The sequence below is a fragment of the Pseudomonas sp. E141 genome (assembly GCF_052659885.1).
Genome location: NZ_CP084024.1, coordinates 2625978 through 2650985, shown reverse-complemented (window position 1 = coordinate 2650985; position 25008 = coordinate 2625978). Strand labels below are relative to the sequence as shown.

Annotated in this window: 20 protein-coding genes; 7 read left to right on the top strand and 13 right to left on the bottom strand. The window is 60.0% G+C overall.

The features are described 5' to 3' along the window. Positions 1-130: 130 nt before the first annotated feature. Together ilvA and GKKCFE_RS11830 are read left to right on the top strand one after the other, a co-directional pair. Positions 131-1138 carry a threonine ammonia-lyase, biosynthetic gene (ilvA, locus tag GKKCFE_RS11835; RefSeq protein WP_080962918.1) on the top strand — a complete coding sequence of 336 codons (1008 nt, stop codon included), beginning with the start codon at positions 131-133 and terminating at the stop codon, positions 1136-1138. Positions 1139-1519: 381 nt separating this feature from the next. Next, complete coding sequence (locus GKKCFE_RS11830) at positions 1520-1798, top strand: DUF1652 domain-containing protein (protein ID WP_047229116.1); 279 nt, start codon at positions 1520-1522, stop codon at positions 1796-1798. Positions 1799-1877: 79 nt separating this feature from the next. Here GKKCFE_RS11830 and GKKCFE_RS11825 read toward each other — a convergent pair whose 3' ends face one another. The 10 genes from GKKCFE_RS11825 to GKKCFE_RS11780 form a co-directional block, all read right to left on the bottom strand. Then, positions 1878-2816, bottom strand: a complete 939-nt coding sequence (locus GKKCFE_RS11825; protein ID WP_445577889.1) for a carbohydrate kinase family protein — start codon at positions 2814-2816, stop codon at positions 1878-1880. A 12-nt stretch (positions 2817-2828) separates the two neighbouring features. Then, positions 2829-4316 carry a xylulokinase gene (xylB, locus tag GKKCFE_RS11820; RefSeq protein WP_188250842.1) on the bottom strand — a complete coding sequence of 496 codons (1488 nt, stop codon included), beginning with the start codon at positions 4314-4316 and terminating at the stop codon, positions 2829-2831. A 208-nt stretch (positions 4317-4524) separates the two neighbouring features. After that, a complete protein-coding gene (locus GKKCFE_RS11815; RefSeq protein ID WP_445577888.1) occupies positions 4525-6006 on the bottom strand; it encodes a mannitol dehydrogenase family protein in 1482 nt (493 codons plus the stop codon). A 15-nt stretch (positions 6007-6021) separates the two neighbouring features. After that, on the bottom strand, positions 6022-7125 hold the full coding sequence (locus GKKCFE_RS11810; protein ID WP_173406939.1) for an ABC transporter ATP-binding protein: 1104 nt from the start codon (positions 7123-7125) through the stop codon (positions 6022-6024). Between the two features lie 39 nt (positions 7126-7164). Beyond that, positions 7165-7995: a carbohydrate ABC transporter permease gene (locus tag GKKCFE_RS11805; protein ID WP_047229111.1), complete on the bottom strand. Its 831-nt coding sequence runs from the start codon at positions 7993-7995 to the stop codon at positions 7165-7167. 10 nt (positions 7996-8005) lie between these two features. Beyond that, positions 8006-8938 carry a carbohydrate ABC transporter permease gene (locus GKKCFE_RS11800; protein WP_139050046.1) on the bottom strand — a complete coding sequence of 311 codons (933 nt, stop codon included), beginning with the start codon at positions 8936-8938 and terminating at the stop codon, positions 8006-8008. Positions 8939-9095: 157 nt separating this feature from the next. Beyond that, complete coding sequence (locus GKKCFE_RS11795) at positions 9096-10406, bottom strand: ABC transporter substrate-binding protein (RefSeq protein ID WP_047229109.1); 1311 nt, start codon at positions 10404-10406, stop codon at positions 9096-9098. A 326-nt stretch (positions 10407-10732) separates the two neighbouring features. Continuing rightward, on the bottom strand, positions 10733-11638 hold the full coding sequence (locus GKKCFE_RS11790) for an AraC family transcriptional regulator (RefSeq protein WP_047229108.1): 906 nt from the start codon (positions 11636-11638) through the stop codon (positions 10733-10735). A gap of 57 nt (positions 11639-11695) precedes the next feature. Beyond that, positions 11696-13009 (bottom strand): glycosyltransferase, encoded by a 1314-nt coding sequence (locus tag GKKCFE_RS11785; RefSeq protein ID WP_445577887.1) that lies wholly within the window; start codon positions 13007-13009, stop codon positions 11696-11698. 80 nt (positions 13010-13089) lie between these two features. Then, on the bottom strand, positions 13090-13395 hold the full coding sequence (locus GKKCFE_RS11780) for a response regulator (protein ID WP_370695194.1): 306 nt from the start codon (positions 13393-13395) through the stop codon (positions 13090-13092). Between the two features lie 313 nt (positions 13396-13708). Here GKKCFE_RS11780 and GKKCFE_RS11775 point away from each other — a divergent pair, with 313 nt between their 5' ends. From GKKCFE_RS11775 to GKKCFE_RS11755, 5 genes are read left to right on the top strand one after another with little or no spacing between them, the layout of a single operon-like run. After that, positions 13709-17194, top strand: coding sequence for a response regulator (locus tag GKKCFE_RS11775; RefSeq protein WP_316913206.1), 3486 nt, complete (start codon positions 13709-13711; stop codon positions 17192-17194). Beyond that, a complete protein-coding gene (locus GKKCFE_RS11770; protein ID WP_047229105.1) occupies positions 17194-18009 on the top strand; it encodes a CheR family methyltransferase in 816 nt (271 codons plus the stop codon). The genes GKKCFE_RS11775 and GKKCFE_RS11770 overlap by 1 nt, the downstream gene beginning before the upstream one ends. After that, positions 18006-18593, top strand: a complete 588-nt coding sequence (locus GKKCFE_RS11765) for a chemotaxis protein CheB (RefSeq protein ID WP_047229104.1) — start codon at positions 18006-18008, stop codon at positions 18591-18593. The genes GKKCFE_RS11770 and GKKCFE_RS11765 overlap by 4 nt, the downstream gene beginning before the upstream one ends. 5 nt (positions 18594-18598) lie before the next feature. After that, positions 18599-19879, top strand: a complete 1281-nt coding sequence (locus tag GKKCFE_RS11760) for a hybrid sensor histidine kinase/response regulator (RefSeq protein WP_047229103.1) — start codon at positions 18599-18601, stop codon at positions 19877-19879. Further along, a complete protein-coding gene (locus tag GKKCFE_RS11755; RefSeq protein ID WP_047229102.1) occupies positions 19872-20249 on the top strand; it encodes a response regulator in 378 nt (125 codons plus the stop codon). The genes GKKCFE_RS11760 and GKKCFE_RS11755 overlap by 8 nt, the downstream gene beginning before the upstream one ends. A gap of 103 nt (positions 20250-20352) precedes the next feature. Here the strand turns inward: GKKCFE_RS11755 and GKKCFE_RS11750 are convergent, their stop codons facing one another. The 3 genes from GKKCFE_RS11750 to GKKCFE_RS11740 all read right to left on the bottom strand — a co-directional run bounded on the left by GKKCFE_RS11750 (position 20353) and on the right by GKKCFE_RS11740 (position 24731). Then, positions 20353-22023, bottom strand: coding sequence for an ATP-binding protein (locus tag GKKCFE_RS11750; protein ID WP_339487840.1), 1671 nt, complete (start codon positions 22021-22023; stop codon positions 20353-20355). Further along, a complete protein-coding gene (locus GKKCFE_RS11745) occupies positions 22020-23522 on the bottom strand; it encodes an ATPase domain-containing protein (RefSeq protein WP_160892396.1) in 1503 nt (500 codons plus the stop codon). Before GKKCFE_RS11745 ends, GKKCFE_RS11750 begins: the two co-directional genes overlap by 4 nt. Positions 23523-23675: 153 nt before the next feature. Then, positions 23676-24731, bottom strand: a complete 1056-nt coding sequence (locus GKKCFE_RS11740) for a HEAT repeat domain-containing protein (RefSeq protein ID WP_076384605.1) — start codon at positions 24729-24731, stop codon at positions 23676-23678. Positions 24732-25008: the final 277 nt, after the last annotated feature.

Genomic DNA, 25008 nt, shown 5'->3' with positions numbered 1-25008 from the left:
TGCGTAGCCAGCCAAGCATTATTACCGCCATTCCTTATTTGGCGGGCTAGCTGACGACTGCACCCAACCCGCCTCCGAGGCGGGTTTTTTCTTTCTGTCTCCGGAGTTTTGTCCAAACCAGGAGACCGCCATGCCTACCACCCGCCCCGAGCAAGCCCTGCTAGAACATTACGTCAAGAAGATCCTGGCCGCGCCGGTGTACGAACTGGCCGTACGCACGCCGTTGCAAGCGGCCACCGGACTGTCCGAAGCCTTGGGCAACCGGATCCTTCTCAAGCGTGAAGACCTGCAGCCGACTTTTTCTTTCAAGATCCGTGGCGCCTACAACAAACTGGTGCAACTGACCGCCGAGCAACGGGCTCGCGGTGTCATCACCGCTTCAGCGGGCAATCATGCCCAGGGCGTGGCGCTGGCCGCGCGGGAGCTGGGCATATCGGCCAGCATCGTCATGCCACTCACCACACCGCAGCTCAAGGTGCTGGGCGTGCGCAACCGGGGCGCCGAAGCAGTGCTGCACGGGGAGAGCTTTCCCTTTGCCTTGGAATACGCACTGGAGCTGGCCCGACAGACCGGACGAGAGTTCGTTTCGCCCTTCGATGATCCGGACGTGATCGCCGGGCAGGGCACCGTCGCCATGGAAATCCTGCGTCAACACCCAGGCAGCCTGGACGCGATTTTTGTCCCGGTCGGTGGCGGGGGGCTGATTGCCGGGGTCGCGGCCTACGTCAAGTACCTGCGCCCGGAGGTTCGCATTGTCGGGGTGGAGTCACAACATTCCGCCTGTCTCCAGGCGGCGCTGGCAGTCGGTGAACGGGTCAGTCTGGCGAGCGTGGGAACCTTTGCCGATGGCGTGGCTGTCGCACAAATAGGGGCCTACGGCTTCGACATCTGCCGTTTCTGCGTTGATGACGTGATCACCGTCACTGACGACCAATTGTGCGCAGCCATCCGAGACATCTATGACGATACCCGGTCGATAACCGAGCCCTCGGGCGCCTTGGCGGTCGCCGGCATCAAGCAGTACGTCGCCCAGACCGGCGCGCGAGGCCAAACACTGGTGGCAATCGATTCCGGCGCGAATATCAACTTCGATAGCCTGCGCCATGTGGCAGAGCGGGCTGGCGCCGAAGTCATTTGACGTTTTTTACGCGACGTCACACTTTTTTCGAAGCAGCCGACGGGTGCCCACTCACCCCTGCGCAATAGGGTCTAATCTAGCTTGCGACAGGATCACTGGCGATTGCAGTTTGCATGAGGAAAATCCCGCTTCCTTGCAATTTGCACGCGCGCTCTCACAGTCCTGGACGCTAAGTAGTTGATTTGGATCAATCGGGATTTTCTTTAAAGCAGGCATATTTTTTGCGGGATGATTAGGGAGTCGCTGCACGGGCTCATTAATTAGAAAACGCCAAGAACGAACGAACGGCACGGCATTCGTAGTCCCAGTCCGCAGGGAAGAACGGACGAAAATACCGCCGTCGTGAACATAAATTGGCCGCCTCAACAGGAGAGAGTCGCCATGTTTTTATCTGCCCTCGAAATGCGAAACATCATTGAAAGCAGCTTGCTGCCCAAGCGCTCGCAATGCACGTTGTCACCTGATTTGTCGATGACAATCAAGATCTATGACGATCATGAAACCGATCGTGTGGCATTGATCAAAACTGATATCGATGCCAATAAACTCAATGGCTGCCGGGCAATCAACGACCTGATCGCCGAGTTGCGCTCCGAACTCGACCAAAATCACCACACCGGTAATCACTTCCATCAGCAACACCGCATGACCGGGCGCTGATCACGGCCTTGTCTTCCCAGGAATCACGTCCGGGTTCGGTCATTGTCCGAACCCGGTGCCGTGCTTTTTCCCAAACAGCTCAATCCAATTGTTGCCGGTAAGGCAGATCCGGCCCGGTCCGGCCGCACGTCAGCGCAGCAGCGCGCATGGCAAAAGCAAGCATCTCGCTCACCTGCTCCCGGGTCAGGGTATGCAGGCCTTCCACCGAATCCAGTTGGTGCTCGGTCAGCCAGGTAATCAACGCCGCCTGGAAGGTGTCCCCTGCGCCCACGGTATCGGCGATCTGCACCGAACATGCCGGCATTGACCAGGAACCGTGCTGGCGGCTGAATACCGTCGCGCCTTGACTGCCACGGGTAAGGAACACCAATTGGCAACGGTGCTCCATCCAACGCTCGATGATGGTCTGTGGCGGTTGGTCGGGATAAAGAAGACTCAGGTCTTCGTCGCTGACTTTGATCAAATCGGCATATTCGACCAGCGTTGCGATTCGCGAGCGCCACAGTTCGGTGTCCGGTTGCGGGTTGAGTCGCACGTTCGGATCCAGGCTGACCAGGCGTTTACCGCTCTCGCGTCGCACCAAGGCCAGTAGGGTGTCGGCAATCGGCTGCACCACAAGAGAGAAAGAGCCGACATGCAGCCCCCGTACGTGCTCACCGAGCACCGGTAGGTGGTCCAGGCCCAGTTGCCGGTCCGCGCATCCTTCACCGCGAAAGCTATAGTGGGGCGAACCGTTGGCACCGACCGCCACCATTGCCAGGGTCGTAGGCGCGTCGAAGTCCAGTGCGTACTCGGTGCTGACACCTTCGGCAGCCAGGACCTGATGCAAGCGTCGGCCCAGGTAGTCCGTGGACAGCCCGCCAAGCAGTGCCGATTCCACGCCCAGGCGTCGCAACCCGACTGCCACGTTGAACGGCGAGCCGCCGGCGATGGCTTTGAAGTTGACCTGCGACGCCGGACCGCCCATCTCGTTTTCGCTGAAAAAATCAAACAGTGCTTCACCACATACCAAATACATAGTTCTTTTATCTCAAAGGGTTGCGATACGTTCTTGATAGTTGGCATAAGCTTTTTGCGATGCTGCGACCTGCTCGGTAATGGGCCGGGTTTCGCTGGCTGGGTCGAGCTTGACACAGCGCTCGCACAGATCGGCCAGGCTTTGCTGTGAGCCTGAATGGCACCACGCCGCCTGAATCGCCGCACCCAGGGCGGCCGCTTCGCTCTGTTCAGTGCAAATGACCGTGGTATCCATGATGTCGGCGACGATCTGCCGCCACACCGGGCTTTTCGAACCACCGCCGATCAAGCGGATGCTCTGGGCCTCGAGCCCGTTGGCGCGCAGCAGGTCCAGGCCATAGCGCAAACCGAAGGTGGTGCCTTCGACCACCGCCCGACACAGATTGGCCTGGGTCAGGTTGGTGGTGGTCAGCCCGAAAAGGCTGCCGGTGGCATGGGGCAGGGCGGGAACTCGCTCGCCGTTGAGAAACGGCAGCATGCACACACCTTCGGCGCCTATCGGAGCCCTTGCCACCAAGGCGTTGAAGGCGTCGATGTCCAGCTCCAGCAACTCGCGCATGGCTCCGGTGGCGTTGGTCAGGTTCATGGTGCAGATCAGCGGCAGCCAGCCGCCGCTGGATGAGCAGAAGGTTGCCACCGACGGCTGCGGACTGACCGCAGGTTCTGCGGCATAGGCGTAGACCGTGCCGGAGGAGCCCAGGCTCATGGTGATCACGCCTGGCTGGATGTTGCCGGTGCCGATAGCGCCCATCATGTTGTCGCCACCTCCGCTGGCCACCAGCGCGTCAGGATTGATGCCCAGGTGCGCGGCAACGGCCGGCAGGATCCGCCCGACCGGCTGATGGGCCTCGATCAGCTCCGGCAAAGCCGATTGCAGCCGGCCGCTGGGATCGATGTGCTCCAGCAAACGCGCGTCCCATTGACGGGTGCGTACGTTGAAATAGCCGGTGCCCGAGGCGTCGCCGTATTCGCTGCAATGGCGGCCGGTGAGCCAGTGATTGAGAAAGTCGTGGGGCAGCAGGACGCTGGCGATACGTTCGAAAACCTGGGGATGCTGCTCCCGCGTCCAGAGCAGTTTGGAAACCGTGTAGCCCGGCGCGATCACCACGCCGAGGCGTGCGAGGCTGCCGTCTTCACCCCCCAGGTAGGCCAAAAGCCGATCGTTTTCCGGCGTCGTCTCGGTGTCGCACCACAGCTTGGCCGGGCGCAAGACCTGGCCCTGGTCGTCAAGCAGCACCAAGCCGTGTTGCTGGCCGGACACGCCGATGCCGAGGATCGCCTGGCCATCGACCCCGGCGGCGGCCAGGGCTTGGTGAGTCGCCTGGGTGAATGCATCGAGCCATTGTTGGGTGTCTTGTTCACGGCGACCGTTGGCCCCGCTGATCATGCTGTGGGCAGCGGCACCCTGGCCGAGCACCTGGCCGCTGAGCGTATCCAGGATCAGTGCCTTGGTGCCTTGGGTGCCGCAGTCGATGCCCAGGAACAGTTGTTGGTTTGCCATAAAAATCCTTGGGTGAGTCAGATCGATATCTGCAAGAAGTCATCGGCCGGTAAACACAAAACCCCCGTGGCGAGGGAGCTTGCTCCCGCTGGGGCGCGAAGCAGCCCCATCAACCTGACAACTGGGTGTCTCAGGCCGATCCAAGGGGCTGCTGCGCAGCCCAGCGGGAGCAAGCTCCCTCGCCACAGAAGCGGATTGCGTGGGCAGTTTAGTCCCTGTTGGCCAACACCCGCTCAAGCGTCCGCGTGACCCCGTGTTCGCGCAAGCTGTTGCAGCACCACTCGAAGGCTGCCACGAACTCGGGCGAGTGGGGAATGGCCGTACCGAAAATCTCTTCGACCTCCAGCAGGCGCTGGGTCACCAACGCATCGTCGGCCACCAGCGCCTGGCAGAACGCCGCCCGCGGGTCCGGGATCGAATACGTCACGCCGTTCTCATCCACGCCCTTCAGGTACACGGCCCAGGCCGCCACCACCAGCGCCGCGCGACGGGTTTGGCCGCCGTCGGCAATCAAGCGGTTGATCGTCGGCACGGTGAATTTGGGAAACTTCGACGAGCCGTCCGAACACACCCGCTCCAACTGGTCGGCAATTGCCTGGTTGGAAAAACGCTCCACCAGCGTGTTCTTGTAGTCGGTCAGGTCGATCCCTGGCACGGGTGCCAGTTGCGGGGTCACGTCCAGGTCCATGTAGGCACGCATGTAACGCACGAACAGCGGGTCGTTCATGGTTTCGTGGACGAAGCGATAACCCTTGAGAAAACCCAGGTAGGTCAGCGCCAGGTGACTGCCGTTGAGCAACTTGATTTTCATTTCTTCATAGGGCGAGACGTCATCGGTGAACTGCACGCCGACCTTTTCCCAGGCCGGGCGACCGTTGACGAATTTGTCTTCCAGGACCCACTGCACGAAAGGCTCGCAGACCACCGGCCAGGCATCGTCGACCCCATGCTCGTCATGCAGTTGCAGCCGGTGGGCGACGCTGGTCATGGGCGTGATGCGGTCAACCATGGCGTTGGGGAAGCTCACGTGGCGATCGATCCATTGGCCCAGCTCGGCGTCGCGCAACGCGGCGAATGCCAGCAGCGCCTTGCGGGTCACGGCACCGTTGTGCGGCAGGTTATCGCAGGACATCAGGGTGAACGCCGGGGTGCCGGCGGCCCGGCGCCTGGCCAGGGCGGCACAGAGGAAACCGAAGACGGTTTTCGGCTCGTCAGGATGGGCCAGATCGTGCTGGATCTGCGGCAGGTGGGCCATGAACTCGCCGTTACTGTCGTCGATGCAATAGCCGCCCTCGGTGATGGTCAGCGAGACGATGCGGATTTGCGGGTCGGCCAGTTTGTCGATCAGGGCCTGGGCGCCGTCTTCGGCCAGCAGCATGTCATTGATGGCTCCGATCACCCGGATTTCGGTGTCGTCGGTGTCGCCCAGCTCGTACAGGGTAAACAGGTAGTCCTGGCTGGCCAGGTCATCCCGGGCGCGGCGATCTTCGGCCCGCAAGCCCACGCCGCAGATGGCCCAGTCCAGGTCGGTGCCGGTGTTCATCAGCGCATCAGTGTAGTAAGCCTGGTGCGCGCGGTGGAAGCCGCCGACGCCGATGTGGGCGATGCCCTGGCTGATCTCGCTCAAGGAATAAGCGGGCAGGGCGACCTCAGGGCTGAGGTTGTGCAGGTTCTGTCGATTGAGTTTCATCACAAATCTCGGTAATCAGGCGGCGATGCGCAGCGCACGGGTGACCGCCACGCCCTCGGCATCGAATAAGTGGCAGTGTTCAGCATCCAGGTGCAGGTTCAGTTGCTCACCGAAACGGCTCGCCAGGTCGCCGCGCACGCGCATGGTCAAGGCTTCACCGGAGGCGGTGACGACGTGACAGAAGGTGTCGCTGCCCAGACGTTCGCTGACATCGGCGGTGACTTGCAGCGTGCAATCGCCCGGTTGTGCGAGGTTCAAATGCTCCGGGCGAATCCCCAGGGTCACCGCGCCGCCGACGCTCAGGCTGGCCCCACTCATGGGCAGGCTGATCCGGGTGCCGGCGTCCAGCAGGACCTCACAACCCTGGTTATCCAGCCGTGTGACTTTTCCTTTGAGAAAGCCCATTTTTGGCGTACCGAGGAATCCGGCGACAAACAGGTTGGCCGGCTGGTGATACAGCTCCAGCGGCGAGCCGATCTGTTCGACGCGCCCGCTGTTGAGCACCACCACCTTGTCGGCCAGGGTCATGGCTTCGACCTGATCGTGGGTGACGTAGATCATCGTTGCCTGCAGCTCCTTGTGCAGGCGCGCCAGCTCCAGGCGCATCTGCACGCGCAGGGCGGCGTCGAGGTTGGACAGCGGCTCGTCGAACAGGAAAATCTTCGGGTTGCGCACGATGGCCCGGCCAATCGCCACACGCTGGCGCTGGCCGCCGGACAACTGTTTAGGTTTGCGCTCAAGCATCGGCCCCAATTCGAGGATGCGCGCCGCTTCGTTGACCTTTTTCTCGACCTCGGCCTTGGGCACGCCGGCCAGGTCCAGGGCGAAGGACATGTTCTTGCGCACACTCATGTGCGGGTACAGCGCGTAGGTCTGGAACACCATCGCCAGGTCGCGCTTGGCCGGACTGACTTCGGTGATGTCCCGGCCGTCCAGTTCGATGGTGCCGTCGCTGACTTCTTCCAGGCCGGCGATCAACCGCAGCAGCGTGGACTTGCCACAACCCGACGGGCCGACGAAGACCACGAACTCACGGTCGTTCACCTCAAGGTCGATGCCCTTGATGATGGAGAAACCTTCGAAGCCTTTTTGCAGATTCTTGATTTTCAGGTTGGCCATGATGGTGGGCCTCCACTTCTGATAATGGTGTAGGGCGCGTTATTTCACGGCGCCGAAGGACAAACCGCGTACCAGCTGTTTCTGGCTGATCCAGCCAAAAATCAGGATCGGTGCGCAGGCCAGGGTCGAGACGGCCGACAACTTGGCCCAGAACAAGCCTTCGGGGCTGGAGTAGGACGCGATCAGGGCCGTCAGCGGAGCGGCTTTGGACGAGGTGAGGTTCAGCGACCAGAACGCCTCGTTCCAGCACAGGATCAGCGACAGCAGTACGGTGGAGGCCAGGCCACCCTTGGCGATGGGCAACAGGACGCGAACCATTTCCTGCCACAGCGTGGCGCCATCCAGACGCGCGGCTTCAAGGATGTCGCGGGGAATGTCCTTGAAGTAGGTGTAAATCATCCAGACCACGATCGGCAGGTTGATCAGCGTGTAGATGATGATCAACGCAGTCCGCGTGTCCAGCAGGCCAAAGCTCTTGGCCAGCAGGTAGATCGGCATCAGCACGCCCACCGGTGGCAACATTTTGGTGGAGAGCATCCACAGCAACGTGCCCTTGGTGCGCTGGGTTTCATAGAACGCCATGGAGTAGGCCGCCGGCACCGCAATCAGCAGGCAAAGGGCGGTGGCGCTGAAGGAAATCACCACCGAGTTCCAGGCGAAGCTGAAGTAGTTGCTGCGCTCGTTGATGTGCAGGTAGTTCTCCAGCGTCGGCGTGAAGATGAACTGCGGCGGCGTGGCGAACGCGTCGATTTCGGTCTTGAAGCTGGTCAGCACCATCCAGAAGATCGGGAAGAAGATCAGGATCGCGATGGCCCAGGCCAGCGTACCCAGCAGCAGGCTTTGCAGGCGACGGGATTGTTGAAGTGTCATGGCTGCGGCCTCAGTTCTTGTCGGTGAGGTTTTTGCCGATCATCCGGACCAGGATGATGGCGGCGATATTGGCAATCACCACGGCAATCAAGCCGCCGGCCGAAGCCATGCCGACGTCGAACTGCACCAGCGCCTGGTTGTAGATCAGGTAGGCGAGGTTGGTCGAGGCATAGCCGGGGCCGCCGTTGGTGGTGGTGAAAATCTCGGCGAACACCGACAGCAGGAAAATGGTTTCAATCATCAGCACCACCGCAATCGGGCGCGCCAGATGGGGCAGGGTCAGATGCCAGAAAATCGCGATGGGCCCCGCGCCATCCAGGCGGGCGGCTTCTTTCTGTTCCTGATCGAGGGACTGCATGGCCGTCATCAGGATCAGGATCGCGAAGGGCAACCATTGCCAGGACACAATGATGATGATCGACAGCAGCGGGTAATGGGCCAGCCAGTCCACCGGCTGCGCGCCGAACAGTTTCCACACCGAGGCGAGAATTCCCGAGACCGGGTGGAAAATCAGGTTCTTCCAGATCAGCGCGCCCACCGTGGGCATGATGAAGAACGGTGAAATCAGCAATACCCGCACGATGCCCCGGCCGAAAAACTCGCTGGCCTCCAGCAGCGCACTGATCAACACCCCGAACACGATGCTGATCAGCAACACGCTGCCCACCAGCAGCAGGGTATTGGTGGCACCGGGTACGAAGCCCGAATCGGTCAGGAAGTAAGTGAAATTCTCCAGCCCGACAAATTCGTTCTCGCCGGGGTAAAGCAGGTTGTAGCGGATCAGCGAGAAGTAGACGGTCATGCCCAGTGGCACGATCATCCACAGCAGCAGCAACCCCACCGAGGGGCTGACCAGAAACCAGCCTGGATTGGCCAAGCGGTTTTTGCGAACCGGTGGGGCAATCTCGCTGTGTGCTTTGGCGGTTGTCGTTGAACTATTCATGGCATTGAACCGATTTTTGCGGGCCTATGAAGATCCACTGTGGGAGCGAGCTTGCTCGCGATAGCGTCGTGTCAGTCGCCCGTGATAGTGGCTGGGAGGCCCTCATCGCGAGCAAGCTCGCTCCCACAGGAACCGGGAGCGGGCCTCAATGAGTTGACTACTTGGGATACCCAGCGCGTTTCATCTCGCGTTCCGTAGTGGACTGCGCTGCGGTCAACGCCTGGTCCACGGTCTGCTGGCCGGTCAACGCGCCCGAAAAGAACTTGCCGACCTGGGTGCCGATGGCCTGGAACTCAGGAATGGTCACCAACTGGATACCGATATAGGGCACAGGCTTGAGAGTGGGGGCTTTCGGGTCAGCGACTTTCAACGACTCCAGGGTCACCTTGGCAAACGGCGCGGCCTTCATGTAGTCGTCGCTATAGGTCGAGGTACGTGTGCCTGGCGGTACGTTGGCAACGCCATCGGTCTTGGCGACCAATTGGCTGTATTCCTTGGACGTCGCCCACATGGTAAAGACCTTGGCCGCTTCCTTGGCTTTGGAACTGGCGGGGATGGCCAGCGACCAGGAGTACATCCACGAGGTGCCTTTGTCAGTCGTTTCATGGGGGGCGAAGGTGAATCCGACGTGATCGGCCACCTTGCTTTGGGTCTTATCGGTGACGAACGAACCGGCGACGCTGGCATCGACCCAGATCGCACATTTGCCGCTGTTGAACAGCGCCAGGTTCTCGTTGAAACCGTTGCTGGAAGCGCCCGGCGGGCCGGATTTCTTCATGTTGTCGACGTAGAAGTTCAGGGCATTCTTCCACTCGGGGCCATTGAACTGCGGCTGCCACTTCTCATCGAACCAGCGCGCGCCAAAACCGTTGGCCAGGGTCGTGATCAGCGCCATGTTTTCGCCCCAACCAGCCTTGCCTCGCAGACACAGGCCATATTGCTCCTTGGTCTTGTCAGTGAGTTTTTCCGCGAACTCACCGATCTGGGTCCAGGTCGGGTGTTCGGGCATGGTCAGCCCGGCGTCCTTGAACAGGTCGGTGCGGTAGTAGGTGATCGAGCTTTCGGCATAGAACGGCAGGGCGTAGAGCGTGCCCTTGACCGATAGGCCTTCACGCACGGACGGAAAAATATCATCCAGGGCATAACTGGCCGGCAAATCCTTCATCGGCTCCAGCCAACCCTTGGCCCCCCAGAGTGCGGCTTCGTACATGCCGATGGTCAGCACGTCGAACTGCCCGCCCTGGGTGGCGATGTCGGTGGTCAAGCGCTGGCGCAGGACGTTTTCTTCGAGCACCACCCAATTGAGCTTGATGTCCGGGTGCTCAGCCTCGAAGGTCTTCGAGAGCTTTTGCATGCGGATCATGTCGCTGTTGTTGACGGTGGCAATGGTGAGGGTCTGTGCGCCGAAACTGACGCTGCTGAGGGTCATGCAGGTGGAGACAAGCAGAGCTTTTACCGAAGGTTTCATCGCGCACTCCTTTTCCGCGCCCAAGGGCTGCGGAAGGACAGTTATTGTTTTTGTGTCTTCCGGATGAAGGGAAGAATGTGCGCTGATTACAGCCCTCTATCGCCGGCGAGACAAATCATCCGTCGCACTTGCGCTGATACTTTTTTGCACTGGATGGGATTTGGTCTCAGAAGGGGTTAGCTGTGGCGAGGGGATTTATCCCCGCTGTGTGGGAGCAAGGCTTGCCCGCGATGAGGATGACGCGGTCTTCCGGAGAACCGAGGCGCCTGCATCGCGAGCAAGCTTTGCTCCCACATAAATCCCGCCACAGGGATAATCCGGGATTGTCAGCCCTGGTTCTGTTCGGTCAACCGCTGCACCGCCAGCCGCCGGTAATGGGAAGGGGTCATGCCCTTGAGCTGCTGAAAGCGCCGGTTGAAGTTGGATATGTTGTTGAAGCCCGATTCAAAACACACGTCCGTCACCGGTTTGTCGCCGTCGGCCAACAACTCGCAGGACTTGCTGATACGCAGGCGATTGACGAACTCGATGAAACAGCGGCCGGTGGCTTGTTTGAAGACGCGGCTGAAGTACGTCGGTTTCATGCCCAGATGGTCGGCCACTTCTTCCAGGGACAGTTCCCGTGCGTAATGGGCAAAGATGTAATCCACCGCGCGGTTGGTACGGTCAACGCTGTGCTCATCCGCCGGTTGCGCCGCAGTGGCCCCGGAAAGCAACTGATAGTCATCGGTTGCGGCCAGCAGCTCCATCAGGATGAAAAAATGCCCCAGGCGACTCATGCCTTGGGAATCGGCGATGCGCTGCATCAGGATCATGGCCTGGCGGATAGTGCGCTTGCAGCGAAATTCGATGCCGTACTGGGCGCGCTCCAGCAACGGCGCGACGGTCTTGAGCTCGGCAAACACCTGATGGCCGCTCTCGAACAGCTCGTCGGTAAAATTCACCAGCATGTCACGCTTGGGCACCACTTCGTCCTCGGCGACCTGGCTGATCCAGTTGTGGGGCAGGTTGGGGCCGGTGAGAAACAGCGATTGCGGGTAAAAGTTGCCGATATAGTCACCGATGAATACCTTGCCGGAGCTGGCGACGATCAGGTGCAACTCGTATTCCTTATGGAAATGCCAGCGCACCAGCGGGCACGGGAAACCGTGCTGGCGATAGATGATGGACAGCCCGTTATGGTCGTCCATCAGCTCATAGGAAGGGTCGGTGACTCTTGCAGTTCGGGTCATGGCCTGGCGCTTTTATTGTTATTGCCGCTGGATAATGCCCCCTTCGCCGCACGGGTGCTACCCCGTAACGCTTCCCGCCTGACTGTTGCGGTTCTTCTCCTCAATCCACTGGGACATGTATTGAGTGCTCTTGTGCTGGTGATGACGCAACATGCTGCCGGTGAAGTTATCCCGGCGCCGTTGCTCAAGGTCGGCGCGACAGGCTTCGAGGCAATCAATCAGCGCCTGGGCGTGGACCTGTCGGCGGTAACGGTCCGCCAGCAGCGCCAGGCCGTGATCCCGGGCGCGGGTCCAAAGGCTCTGCTCGCGGTACAACTGCACGGCGGCGTGGGCGATATCTTCGGCGCTTTGGGCAATCGCTCCGGGCCAGGGCATTTCCCCGTGCATGGCTTCTGCGCCGATGGGTGTGGTGACATTGGGCGTGCCGCACAGCATGGCATCGATCAGCTTGCCCTTGATGCCGGCACCGAAACGCAACGGCGCCAGACAGACACGTGCCGCCGACATGACCTGCAGCGCGTCTTCGGCCCAGTTCATGATGTGAAACCCTTGGGCCGCGTTGTGCAGCGCCGCAGCCTTGGGCGGGGTGTAGGCGCCATACAGGTGCAGTTGCGCATCAGGCAGCTGTTGGCGGATCAATGGCCAAATGGCGTTTTTCATCCAGAGCACGGCGTCCCAGTTCGGCGCGTGGCGGAAATTGCCGATGCTGAGGAAATGCGCCCGGTCTTCGAACGGCACGCGTGCTTCGCTCGGCAGGTCCAGCATCAGTGGGCACCAATGCAAGAGGTTGCGGGGCAGTTTGAAGTGCTCTACCAGCAACTCGATCTCGACTTCGGACACCATCAGGCTCAGGTCGCACCGGTACAGGGCGGCGATTTCCCGCTTGGCCAGGTCGGTGCCGGCCATCAACTCGAACGCTTGAGGCAGGTCCTGCGCAAACAGATCGCTGAAATCCTGGGAAACGTCATCCTTCTTCAACCGATCCTTGAGCCGCTGATGCCGGGCGTGGCGCAGGCTTTGCAAATCGGACGTCTCCAGCACCCGAAGGGCGCCGGGGCAGTGTTTCTCGACCCGCCAGCCGAACTGTTCTTCCATCATGAACTGGTCGAACAACACGATATCCGGGGCCAGTTCAGCGATGAATGTATCGAAACTGCTGCTGTTGAGCTCGATCGGCACTTCGCCGATCCCCAGCGCGATCAGGTCGGCACGGTTCTCGCCAGGGCCCGCGGGACTGCTGAAGGTGATGTCCCAGCCTTGCCCAAGGAAGGCTTCGAGGATCTGCATGACGTGCCCGCTGGCAGCCGATGAACGCGGCTCGGGCCAGACATAGCCGATAACCAGGACCTTGGTGGCGGTGGGTTGACGCATGAGCGGGTGCTTCCTTGGAACGAATCGACGTGGGCGCTATCAGCGCGGGGCGCCGATAGTGACCAACAATTGCGTCAGGCTCAAGAAAGAATGCCGTTGACCTTGTCGCGCAACTGATCGATGGAAAAAGGCTTGCCAATCACCGCCATGCCTTCCGGCACATCGATGCTTTCGGCGTAACCGCTGGCAAACAGAATGGGTAGCTGAGGCCGAGCCGATCGGGCCTGCTTGGCCAGCTCGCGACCGTCCATCACCGGCAAGCCGACATCGGTCATCATCAGGGCGATGGGCTGCGCATCGTTACGCAGATACGCCAAGGCCTGTTCGCAGCCGTCCGCTTCCAGTACCTGGTATTCCAGCTCTTCCAGCACGTCGACAATCAACATACGTACGATGTCGTCGTCTTCGACTACCAGAATGGTCGGCTGGGTATCAGGAGCGGGGTTGTGCATGGTAGACATTCTCAGGGGATTGGGTTGGGGAGGTGTGCCAAAAAACGGCCTTATGCATGAGTAAGTAGCGAGGGGGCACAAGTTCCCTGGGTTGTACAAGAAAGGATCTATAGTACAAGAGCTGACAAGGATCGTCGCTTCCTCAGGCTTTTCGTGGAGTTTGCGCCTTTGCCCCGTCAGAATGTGGATCCAACCGGTATTTTTCGGCAAACTCCACGGTTTTCAACTGTCCACCAAGGCTTATTCCATGACTCCTTCGTCTTCGGTTGACGAGCAAAGTTTTCGCAAGCTCCTGAGCCGCAATATCAGCCTGCCACTGGGCATGGGCGCCCTCAGCGCGGTGTTTTTCATTGTGCTGATCACCTATCTGCTGTCGGTGATCCAATGGGTCGGGCATACCGATCGGGTGATCAATAATGCCAATGAAGCGCTCAAGCTGAGCGTGGATCTGGAAACCGGCATGCGCGGCTACCTCCTGACGGGCGACGAGCATTTCCTCGACCCCTATGAAGTGGCCAAACCGCGTATCGCCGTCGCCCTGGAGACATTGTTGGAATTGACAGCCGACAACCCGATCCAGACCGACCGCCTGCATAAAGTGCAAGCGCTCCAGGTGGAGTGGGCCAACTACGCGCAAAGCATGATCGACCTGCAACGCAGCAGTGGCGATTACCGGGGAGCGGTGAAGGCCGGGCGTGGCAAGCGCTTGACCGATGAAATACGCAAGACCTACGAGGATATCGTCGAATCCGAGCAGCAGCTGCGTGCCGAACGCAACGACCAGGTGCGCACCACCACCCTCTGGAGCATCGCTCTGTACCTGTTGTTCGTGGCCGCCGTCAGCGGCTTGCTGGCCTATGTCGGGCGCCGGGATCTGTTGGGGCTGTCCAACAATTACAGCGCCAGCCTGAAGGTCCAGCAGCAGAGTGCTTTGCATCTGGAAAAACAGGCCTGGCTGCGCAATGGCCAGACGCTACTGGCCGAGCAGGTTCTGGGGCAACTGACGTTGAACCTGCTGGGACGCAACATCCTGCAGTTCTGTGCCCAATACATGGGCGCTGTCGTGGCCGCACTGTATGCGCGGGAAGAAAGCGGCCTGCTCAGGCGCGTCGCCACCTACGGCATGTCCCGAGAGGATGAAGAGCAACAGCAACAGGTGATCGTTGTCGGCGAAGGCATCGCTGGCCAGGCGGTCCAACAGGCGCGACTCATCCGCCTGGATGACGTGCCCGACGACTACCTGAAAGTCAGTTCGGGGTTGGGCCAGGGGTTGCCCAACAGCGTACTGGTCATGCCCACCAGTGACGATGACCGGATCAACGGCGTTGTCGAACTGGGCTTCCTGCGACCTGTGACCGATCGCGATATCGAACTGCTGGAACTGGTGGCCGGCAATATTGGCACCTCCATCGAAGCGGCCCGTTACCGGCAGCGTTTGCAGGAAGTCCTCGCCGAAACCCAACAGTTGAACGAAGAACTGCAAGTTCAGCAGGAAGAACTCCGGACCGCCAACGAAGAGCTGGAAGAGCAGTCACGCATCCTCAAGGAGTCCCAGGCGCATCTGGAAGCCCAACAACAGGAACTGGAGCAGACCAACGAGCAACTGGCTGAACAACGCGATGCCATGGACCAGAAGAACAGCGAGCTGAACCTGGCGCAGATCCAGTTGCAGGAACGCGCCGAAGAGTTGCAGCGTTCGAGCAAATACAAGTCCGAGTTCCTGGCGAACATGTCCCATGAACTGCGTACACCGCTCAACAGCTCACTGATCCTGTCCAAACTGCTGGCGGAGAATCCGCAGCAGAACCTCAACGAGGAACAGGTGAAATTTGCCGAGTCGATCTATTCCGCCGGTAACGATCTGCTGAACCTGATCAATGACATTCTCGACATTTCCAAGGTCGAGGCCGGGAAACTGGAAGTGCGTCCGGAGAACACCGGCGTGACGCGCCTGGTGGAAGGCTTGCGTGACATGTTCATGCCCCTGGCGACGGAAAAAGGCCTGAGCTTCGAGGTGCAACTGCTGCCCGACGCCCCGGCCATGCTGTACACCGACCGTCAGCGCCTGGAACAGGTACTCAAGAACCTGCTGTCCAACGCCATCAAGTTCACCGAGAAAGGCACGGTATGCCTGACGGTGGCCGGCCAGGCCGGGGCGGGCATCGCGTTCATGGTGCGGGACTCAGGAATCGGCATCGCCGCCGATCAGCAACAAAGCATCTTTGAAGCCTTCCGCCAGGCCGATGGCACTACGAATCGCCGGTACGGTGGGACCGGTTTGGGCCTGTCGATTTCCCGTGACCTGGCCACCTTGCTCGGCGGCTCGATTTCTGTCTCCAGCGAACCGGGGCAGGGCAGTGTGTTTACGCTGGTATTGCCAGAACGCTATGTCGAGTCGGGTGAGCCGCTGGTAGAACCGGGGATATTCACTGCGACCACCACAATGGCGCCACCCGCGCCCCCTGAACCCGTCAGCGCTCCGCTGATCGCCCAGGTCGATGTGCCCGTCGCCCCCTTCGCCGATGACCGCGACAAGGCACCGTTCAACACCCGCTGCATTCTGGTGATCGAAGACGAGCCCAGCTTTGCCCGGATCCTGTTCGACCTGGCCCACGAACTCGGTTACCAATGCCTGGTGGCCCAAGGTGCCGATGAAGGCTTCGACCTGGCTTCGCAATTGAGCCCCGATGCAATCCTGCTGGACATGCGCCTGCCGGATCACTCCGGATTGACGGTGTTGCAGCGGCTCAAGGAGCAACCTGGAACCCGGCACATCCCGGTACACGTGATTTCCGTCGAGGATCGTGTAGAAGCCGCGATGCACATGGGCGCCGTCGGCTATGCGGTCAAGCCGACCTCTCGCGAAGAACTCAAGGAGGTATTCGCCCGCCTGGAAGCCAAGCTGACCCAGAAGGTCAAGCGGGTGCTGCTGGTGGAGGACGATGATTTGCAACGCGACAGCATCACCCGGCTGATCGGTGACGATGACATCGAGATCACCGCTGTCGGCCTGGCGCAGCAAGCCCTGGACCTGCTGCGAAGCAACGCCTACGACTGCATGATCATCGACCTGAAGCTGCCTGACATGCTGGGCAATGACCTGCTCAAGCGCATGTCCACCGAAGATATCTGCTCATTCCCGCCCGTGATCGTCTACACCGGACGCAACCTGACCCGCGATGAAGAAGCCGAACTGCGCAAGTATTCACGCTCGATCATCATCAAGGGCGCCCGTTCGCCGGAGCGGTTGCTGGACGAAGTGACACTTTTTCTGCACAAAGTCGAATCCCGGTTGTCCCATGAACGGCAGCGGATGCTCAGGACCGCCCGCAGCCGCGACAAGGTTTTCGAGGGCCGTAAAGTGCTGCTGGTGGACGATGATGTGCGCAACATTTTCGCCCTGACCAGTGCCCTGGAGGCCAAGGGGGCGATCGTCGTCATCGGCCGTAACGGCTATGAAGCGATCGAGCGTCTGAACGAAGTCGACGACATCGACCTGGTGCTGATGGATGTGATGATGCCGGAGATGGACGGTTTCGAGGCCACCGCGCTGATCCGCAAGGACCCGCGCTGGCGCAAGCTGCCCATCATTGCCGTGACGGCCAAGGCCATGAAGGATGATCAGGAGCGCTGCCTGGCGGCCGGTTCCAACGATTACCTGGCCAAGCCGATCGATCTGGATCGTCTGTTCTCGCTGATTCGCGTGTGGTTGCCGAATATGGAAAGAATTTAGTGGAACGTAACACTGACATTGAAATCCGTTTGTTGATCGACGCGATCTACCTCAAGTACAGCTACGATTTTCGGGACTATTCCGGCGCCTCCATCAAGCGCCGGGTCCAGCACGCGCTGAGCCAGTTCGAGTGCAAGACCATCTCGGCACTGCAGGAGCGCGTGTTGCACGACCCGGGCATGTTCATGCAACTGCTGCAACTGTTGACGATCCCTGTCAGTGAGATGTTTCGCGACCCGTCGCATTTCCTGGCGATCCGCGAAGAAGTGGTGCCGCTGCTCAAGACCTATCCTTCGATCAAGATCTGGATCGCCGGTTGCAGCACCGGGGAGGAGGTCTATTCCATGGCGATCCTGCTGCGCGAGGAAGGGCTGCTGGACCGCACGCTGATTTATGCCACCGACATCAATCCGCGGTCCCTGGAAAAAGCCAAGCAGGGCATTTTTTCGCTCGAGAACGTACGGGCCTACACCCAGAATTATCAGCGCGCGGGAGGGCGGCGATCATTTGCCGATTACTACACCGCCGCCTACGATTACGCGATGTTCGACAAAACCCTGCGCGAGAACGTGACCTTTGCCGATCACAGCCTGGCGACTGATAGCGTATTCTCAGAAACTCAGTTAATTTCATGTCGTAACGTCTTGATATATTTTAACAAAAAGCTGCAAGATCGCGCGTTCGGATTGTTCCATGAGTCCCTCTGTCACCGAGGTTTCCTGGTACTGGGCAGTAAAGAGACACTGGATTTTTCGTCTTTCGGCAAGCAATTCGAGCCGTTGGTCAAACAGGAACGGATCTATCGCAAGTTATGAATCAGACGATGCACAGATCCAGATCGCCCATTCAAGCCATTGTCGTCGGTGCATCCGCCGGCGGCGTCGAAGCGCTGCTCAAAGTCTTCGGGCAACTGCCAAAGGGCTTCGGTGTCCCCATTCTGGTCGTGTTGCATCTGCCCGATGAGCGTGACAGCCAGATGGCCCAGGTCTTCGGCCATCGTCTGGCGATACCGGTGCAGGAAGCTCAGGACAAGCAGAACATTCAACCGGGCACTTTGTATGTAGCCACACCCGGCTATCACCTGTCGGTCGAGGCCGACCGCAGTCTTTCGTTGAGCCTGGAGGAACCGGTGCACCATTCGCGGCCGTCGATAGATGTGCTGTTCGAATCCGCCGCCGACGCCTTCGGTCCGAACCTGCTGGCGGTAGTGCTGACCGGCGCCAACAACGACGGTGCCCAGGGCCTGGCCAAGGTCCGGGAGCTGGGTGGAATAACGGTGGTCCAGGACCCCGGCGAAGCCCAGGTTTCGACCATGCCCGAAGCAGCACTTGCCCTGCAAGAGCCCGACCATATCCTCACTTTGCAAGGCATCGGCCAATTGTTGGCCGCTCTGGAATGAACCACATGCCAAGAGATATTCAAGCCAAACTGCTGATCGTCGACGATCTGCCAGAAAATCTGTTGGCCCTGGAAGCGCTGATCAAACTCGACGGCCGCCAGGTTTTCAAAGCGCTGTCGGCCGATGAGGCGCTGTCCTTGCTGCTGCAACACGACTTTGCCCTGGCCATCATCGATGTACAGATGCCGGGAATGAACGGCTTTGAACTGGCCGAGCTGATGCGCGGCACGGAGAAGACCCGTAGCATTCCTATCATCTTTGTCAGCGCCGCCGGCCGTGAGCGCAACTATGCCTTCACCGGCTATGAAAGTGGCGCGGTGGACTTCCTGCACAAGCCGCTGGACAACCACGCCGTCAAAAGCAAGGTCAATGTGTTCGTCGAGCTGTATCGCCAGAGAAAGGCGATGAAGGAGCAGGTCATTGCATTGCAGGAGAGCCGCCGCGAGCAGGAGGCCTTGTTGCAGCAGTTGCAGGCTACTCGCAGCGAGCTGGAACAGGCGGTTCGCATGCGTGATGACTTCATGTCGATCGTTGCCCACGAGGTCCGTACGCCTCTCAACGGCCTGATTCTCGAGACGCAACTGCGCAAGATGCACCTGGCCCGGGACAACGCCGCCGCCTTCAGCCTGGATAAGGTGCAAGCGATGGTTGAACGCGACGAGCGCCAGATCAAGAGCCTGATCCGGCTGATCGAGGACATGCTCGACGTGTCGCGGATTCGTACTGGCAAATTGTCCATTCGGCCAAGCCGCTTCAACCTGACGACACTGGTTGAAAACCTGCTGCGCAACTTCCAGCCGCAGATCGCGGCGGCCGAATGCACATTGACGTGCTCGACCGAGCCGTCGGTGGAGGGACAATGGGATGAGTTTCGTATCGAACAAGTGGTGTCGAACCTGCTGACCAACGCCTTGCGCTACGGCGGGAAAAGCCCGATCGAGGTGCGCGTCTACAAAACGCCTGACCATGCTTGCGTCGAAGTCCAGGATCACGGTATCGGCATCAGCGAGGAAAACCAGCAGCGCATCTTCCAGCAGTTCGAGCGGGTGTCGTCCAAAGCCGTCGCATCCGGCCTGGGCCTGGGGTTATTCATCTCCGAGCAGATTGTGACCGCCCATGGCGGTACTATTACGGTCAATAGCCGCCTCAATGAAGGGGCGTTGTTTCGCGTCTGCCTGCCTTTGCAGAAAACGGTCCTGGCCAAAACCGTCGAACAGACGCAACCTCTGAGTGACCCTACGGTCGTATCAGCAGCTATTGATCGAACAAAGGCTTCTCATGAGTGAAGATGCGCAAGACGTTGTACTGATCGTCGAGGATGACCCGTCGATCCTGATGGTATTGTCGGCCTACCTGTCGGGCGAGGGGTATCGAGTGCTGCAGGCCGAAAACGGTGAGCAGGCGTTCGAGATCCTCGCCAGCAAGCCCCACCTGGACATGATGATCACCGACTTCCGCCTGCCCGGGGGTATCACCGGCGTGCAGATCGCTGAACCGGCGGTCCGGTTGCGACCCGACCTGAAAGTCATCTTTATCAGCGGTTATGCCCAGGAAGTGCGCGACACCGACAGCCCCATCACCCGCAAGGCGCCGATCCTGGGCAAACCGTTCGACCTGGATGTGCTGCAGGACATGATGCGGACGATGTTGTCCTAGGCCTGTAAAAGCAGGGTGCAGGGCGGGATTTTGTGGGAGCAGGCTTTGCTGCCACAAAATCCTTGATCACGGGCGCACGGTCGGCTGATATCCGGGCATTGCCTCAAACCTTGATCATCTCCCGCACCTTGGCCGTCAACAGGTCAAAGGTGAACGGTTTGGTGATCATCTGCATGCCCGGGTCCAGGAAGCCGCCGCGCACCGCTGCATGCTCAGCATAACCGGTGATGAACAGTACCCGCAGGTCCGGGCGGATATGCCGGCCGATTTCCGCCAGTTGCCTGCCGTTCATGCCTGGCAGGCCCACGTCACTGATCAGCAGATCGATGCGCTGGCTTGACTGAAGGATCGGCACCGCGCCGTCAGCATCGGCTGCCTCGACGAAGGCATAACCCAGCTCGCTCAGTACGGCGCTGACCAGCACCCGCACCGCCGGGTCGTCCTCGACGATCAGCACGGTCTCACCGTCTTGTGCGTACGGGGCGTGTTGTGTATCGACCCGTGGTTCGTGAACCTCTTCACCGACGAAACGCGGCAGATAGAGGCTCACGGTTGTGCCTTTGCCGACTTCACTGTCAATCGTCACGTGACCACGCGACTGCTTGCTGAACCCATAGATCATCGACAAGCCCAGCCCGGTGCCCTGGCCGATCGGCTTGGTGGTGAAAAACGGGTCGAACGCACGATTGATGACCGCTTCGGGCATTCCGCAACCGGAATCCTGCACACTCAGCACGACGTAATCGCCCGGCTCCAGGTTGGTATAAGCCTGGGTGAAGTCGGCATCCAGGTGTTGATTGAGCGTCTTGACCACCAGTTGCCCACCGTCGGGCATTGCGTCCCGAGCATTGAGTACCAGGTTGAGTAGGGCGCTTTCCAGTTGGTTTGGGTCGGCTTCGGCGATCCAGAGCTGGTCGTCCAGTTCCATGTCCAGCCGGATACTCTCGTTGAGGCTGCGCTGCAGCAGCTCGCCCATGGACAGCACCAGGGTATTCATCTGCACCGCTTTTGAGTCCAGCGATTGGCGGCGGGAGAAGGCCAGCAAACGATGCGTCAGGCCGGCTGCGCGATTGGCCGATGTCACCCCCAGGTCGATCAGGCTGTCCAGATCCTCGGTGCGGCCTCGGGCCAGGCGCCGGCGCAACAGTTCGAGGCTGCCGATGATCCCGGTGAGCATGTTGTTGAAGTCATGGGCGATCCCCCCCGTGAGTTGCCCGACCGCCTCCATTTTTTGCGACTGGCGCAAGGCCTCTTCGTTGTGGCGCAGTTGGGCCGTGCGTTCTTCCACTTGTTGCTCAAGGGTCTCAAGGGTGGTTTGCAGGCGCAGCTCGCTGTTGCTCAGGTCGATCAGCCGGTCTCGTGCTTCATATTGCCTGCGCCGGCCCCGCAGGGCGGTGGTGACCACGCTGACCAGGGTTATCGGGTGAAAAGGGCGCTCGAGGAACGTTACGTTGCCCAACTGAGTGCCGATACGCGCCGCCGGGTTCTGTTCCGGCCCGCCGTGGTGGGTCAACAATACGATTGGCAAATCCGACCAGGCCGGTTGCTCTTCTATATGTGACAACAGCGTTTCCAGCTCCGGCCCGACCAGGGCTTCGGAGGAAATCACCAACAGGCCGGCGCCGTGCTCCAGCTCTTCGCACAAGTGGCCCAGATGCTGGCAGATAAGGCCGCCGAAGCCGGCTTCGCGCAGGATCATCAGGGCGATCTGGCTGTCGCGCCCCAGCGGTGCGAGGATCAACGCCCGCTCCGACAGGGGCTCGACCAGCGTCACTGTTGATCATCCTTGAGCAACGGATTATCCGCTCCCATATAGTTCGGCACCCCACGCAATACCCCCTGGAATGCTTCCAGCGGCTCGCCGATGGTCATGCCCTCGCTGCTGATGCGGTATTCGCGAATAGTGGATTCATGGCTGCCGGTGCGTTTCTTGATGATGGAGATCGCTCGACGAACTTTGCCCAGCGCTTCGAAATAACGCAACAGAATCACCGTGTCGGCCAGGTAGGTAATGTCCACCGGGGCCTGCATATCGCCCACCAGACCGTGTTGCGCAACGGTCATGAAGGTCGCAGCGCCCCTGCGGTTCAGGTAGAGCAGCAGTTCATGTACGTGCAGCACCAAGGCGTTTTCTTCCGGCATGGCGGCCTGGTAGCCATTAATACTATCGATCACGACCGTCTTGATGTTGCCTTCATCGACGCAACGACGTACCCGATGGGAGAACTCGCCAGGAGACAGCTCGGCGGCGTCTACCTGTTCAATCACCAGGTTGCCGGTCCGTCTCAGTGCTTCCAGGTCGATGCCGACGTTTCTCATGCGCTCGAACAGCAAGCCCAATTCTTCATCGAAGATGAACAGCGCGGCTTTTTCGCCACGCTGCACGGCAGCCGCAGCGAAAATCATCGAAATCAGCGACTTGCCGGTACCGGCCGGACCCAGGATCAAAGTGCTGGAGCCTGTCTCGATGCCACCGCCGAGCAAGGCATCCACGCCATCGAGGCCGCTGGACAGTTGTTGGCGCAGGTATTGCCCGCGGTGTTCGGCGGCTACCAGGCGTGGGAAGACATGAATGCCGTCGCCCATGATGGTGAAGTCGTGAAAGCCGCCACGGTATTTCTGCCCGCGATACTTGACCACCCGAATGCGTCGCCGCTCGGCGCCATAATTGGGTGTCAGTTCTTCCAGGCGAATCACCCCATGGGCGACGCTGTGCACGGTCTTGTCCAGGGATTCGGTGGTCAGGTCATCAAGCAGCAGCACCGTGGCGTCGTAGCGCACAAAGTAATGCTTGATCGCCAGGATCTGCCGGCGATAGCGCAGTGAGCTTTGCGCCAGCAGGCGGATCTCCGACAGGCTGTCGAGCACCACCCGGGTCGGCTTGACCCGCTCGACCACCTCGAAAATCTGCCGGGTCGCTTCCCCCAGCTCCAGGTCCGAGGAGTACAGCAGGCTTTGCTGATGCTCGGCGTTGAGCAGGCTCTCAGGAGGGGTCAGCTCGAAGATATGCACGTTTTCGTCGATCGTCCAACCGTGGGACGCCGCGCCCTGGCGCAACTCACGCTCGGTTTCCGACAGGGTGATGTACAAGGAACGCTCGCCGGCCTGGGCACCGGCCAAGAGGAATTGCAACGCGACCGTGGTCTTGCCGGTCCCGGGTTCCCCTTCCAGCAGGAACACATGGCCGCGGGACAAGCCACCGGAAAGGATGTCATCCAGCCCTTCGATACCGGTGGCGGCTTTAGCGCTGATCAACTCGTTAGATGTAGACAAAAAAAGCCCTCTCATGACTAGGGAAGTGGGCAGCAGGCTGGAGTACGCCTGAAAATGAACTGCCTGAACACTTGACCTTTTGCCGTGATCACGGTTCCGCTTTCGTTGATAAAACGAGGTGTACTGCTCAATTTTCTGGCATCGGGGAAACGCCTACAGGCCTTGCTGCAGCGCCGGATCATCGGGGTTGAGTTGCTCCAGTTGCGCCAACAGGATCTGCACATTCTGCAACTGCCCGGACTCCTTCCAGTAGTTGATCAGCAGCACCCGCGCCCTGCGATCAGCCGGGTAGCGCTGGACGATTTCCTGTAACTGTTTCTGCGCCGCTTCCAGTTCCTGTTCGGCATACAAGGTGGTTGCCAGGTCATAACGGTAATGTCGGTTTTCGGGCTCAAGCTCCACGGCTTTTGCCAAACCAAGCAGCGCGTACTCCGCCTGGCCATGGTGCAGCAGCCACAGACCCAATGCATGTTGCAGATAAGCCGACTCCGGCTGGTTTTTCAACTGCTGGGCAAGCAACTGACGTGCAGCGTCGGCCTGGCCCTGTTTGTCCAGCACGTCGATCTGCATGACCAGCGCTGGCAGGTTGTCCGGTTGCAGGCGCAGGACTTGTTCCAGCGCCAACTGAGCCTTTTTCAGTTCAGCGTTATGCAGATGCAGCCGGGCCAGCTGATAGTGGGACTCGGCGGTTGGTGGACCGTCTTCAAGCATCTGCTCCCACATACCGATGACAAGCTGCATAGGCCCGAAGTACAAACCAAGCTCATCCGGCGATAGGCCCAGCAACGCGTTCACTGCGGCGAAGCGGACGCTTGGGTCTTGATCTTCGAGCAACGGCCCCAGCAACAGGCTGCGTTGGCCGGTTGGCACCAGCCCGCTGATGCTGCCGATGGCCGCTCGACGCACATCCGGCGACTCGCTGTGCAGGTCCGCGTCCGCCAGTTTCAGGGCTTGGGGGCTTGGGTAGTTCGGTAGCTCGGCGTGCAGCCATACCCGGCGCTTGGGCGACAGGTCCGGGCGACCCAATTGCTGATAGAGCATCCGCGCCGCCCCTGGCTGCCCATTGCGTGCGTGCTCAAGGGCTTCACTGTAGCCACGCTTGATTGCCTCGGGAATTTGCGGCGTGGTGCTGCGTAGCCACATTGCGACTAGACCGATTACCAACAGGACGGACAGGCTGAGCAACAGATAGCGGCGAGGCGAGGGCATGCAGGTAGTCCATAACCAGGAAGCGTGAAATGCCGCAAGCTTCGGTCAGGTGCGAGCTTGAGTCAAACCTTGAAAGAATCTGTAGATAACCCGGTGGGAGCGAGCCTGCTCGCGATAGCGGTATATCAGTTGGCATTTGAGTTGACTGACCCAGCGCCATCGCGAGCAGGCTCGCTCCCACCGGGCGTTTGCAGCAGGCAAAAAAAGCCCCGCGTCCAACATGGGAGGCGGGGCGAAAATTTGGTTGGTTGCGGCCAACCAAAGGAGCTCGGTTGAA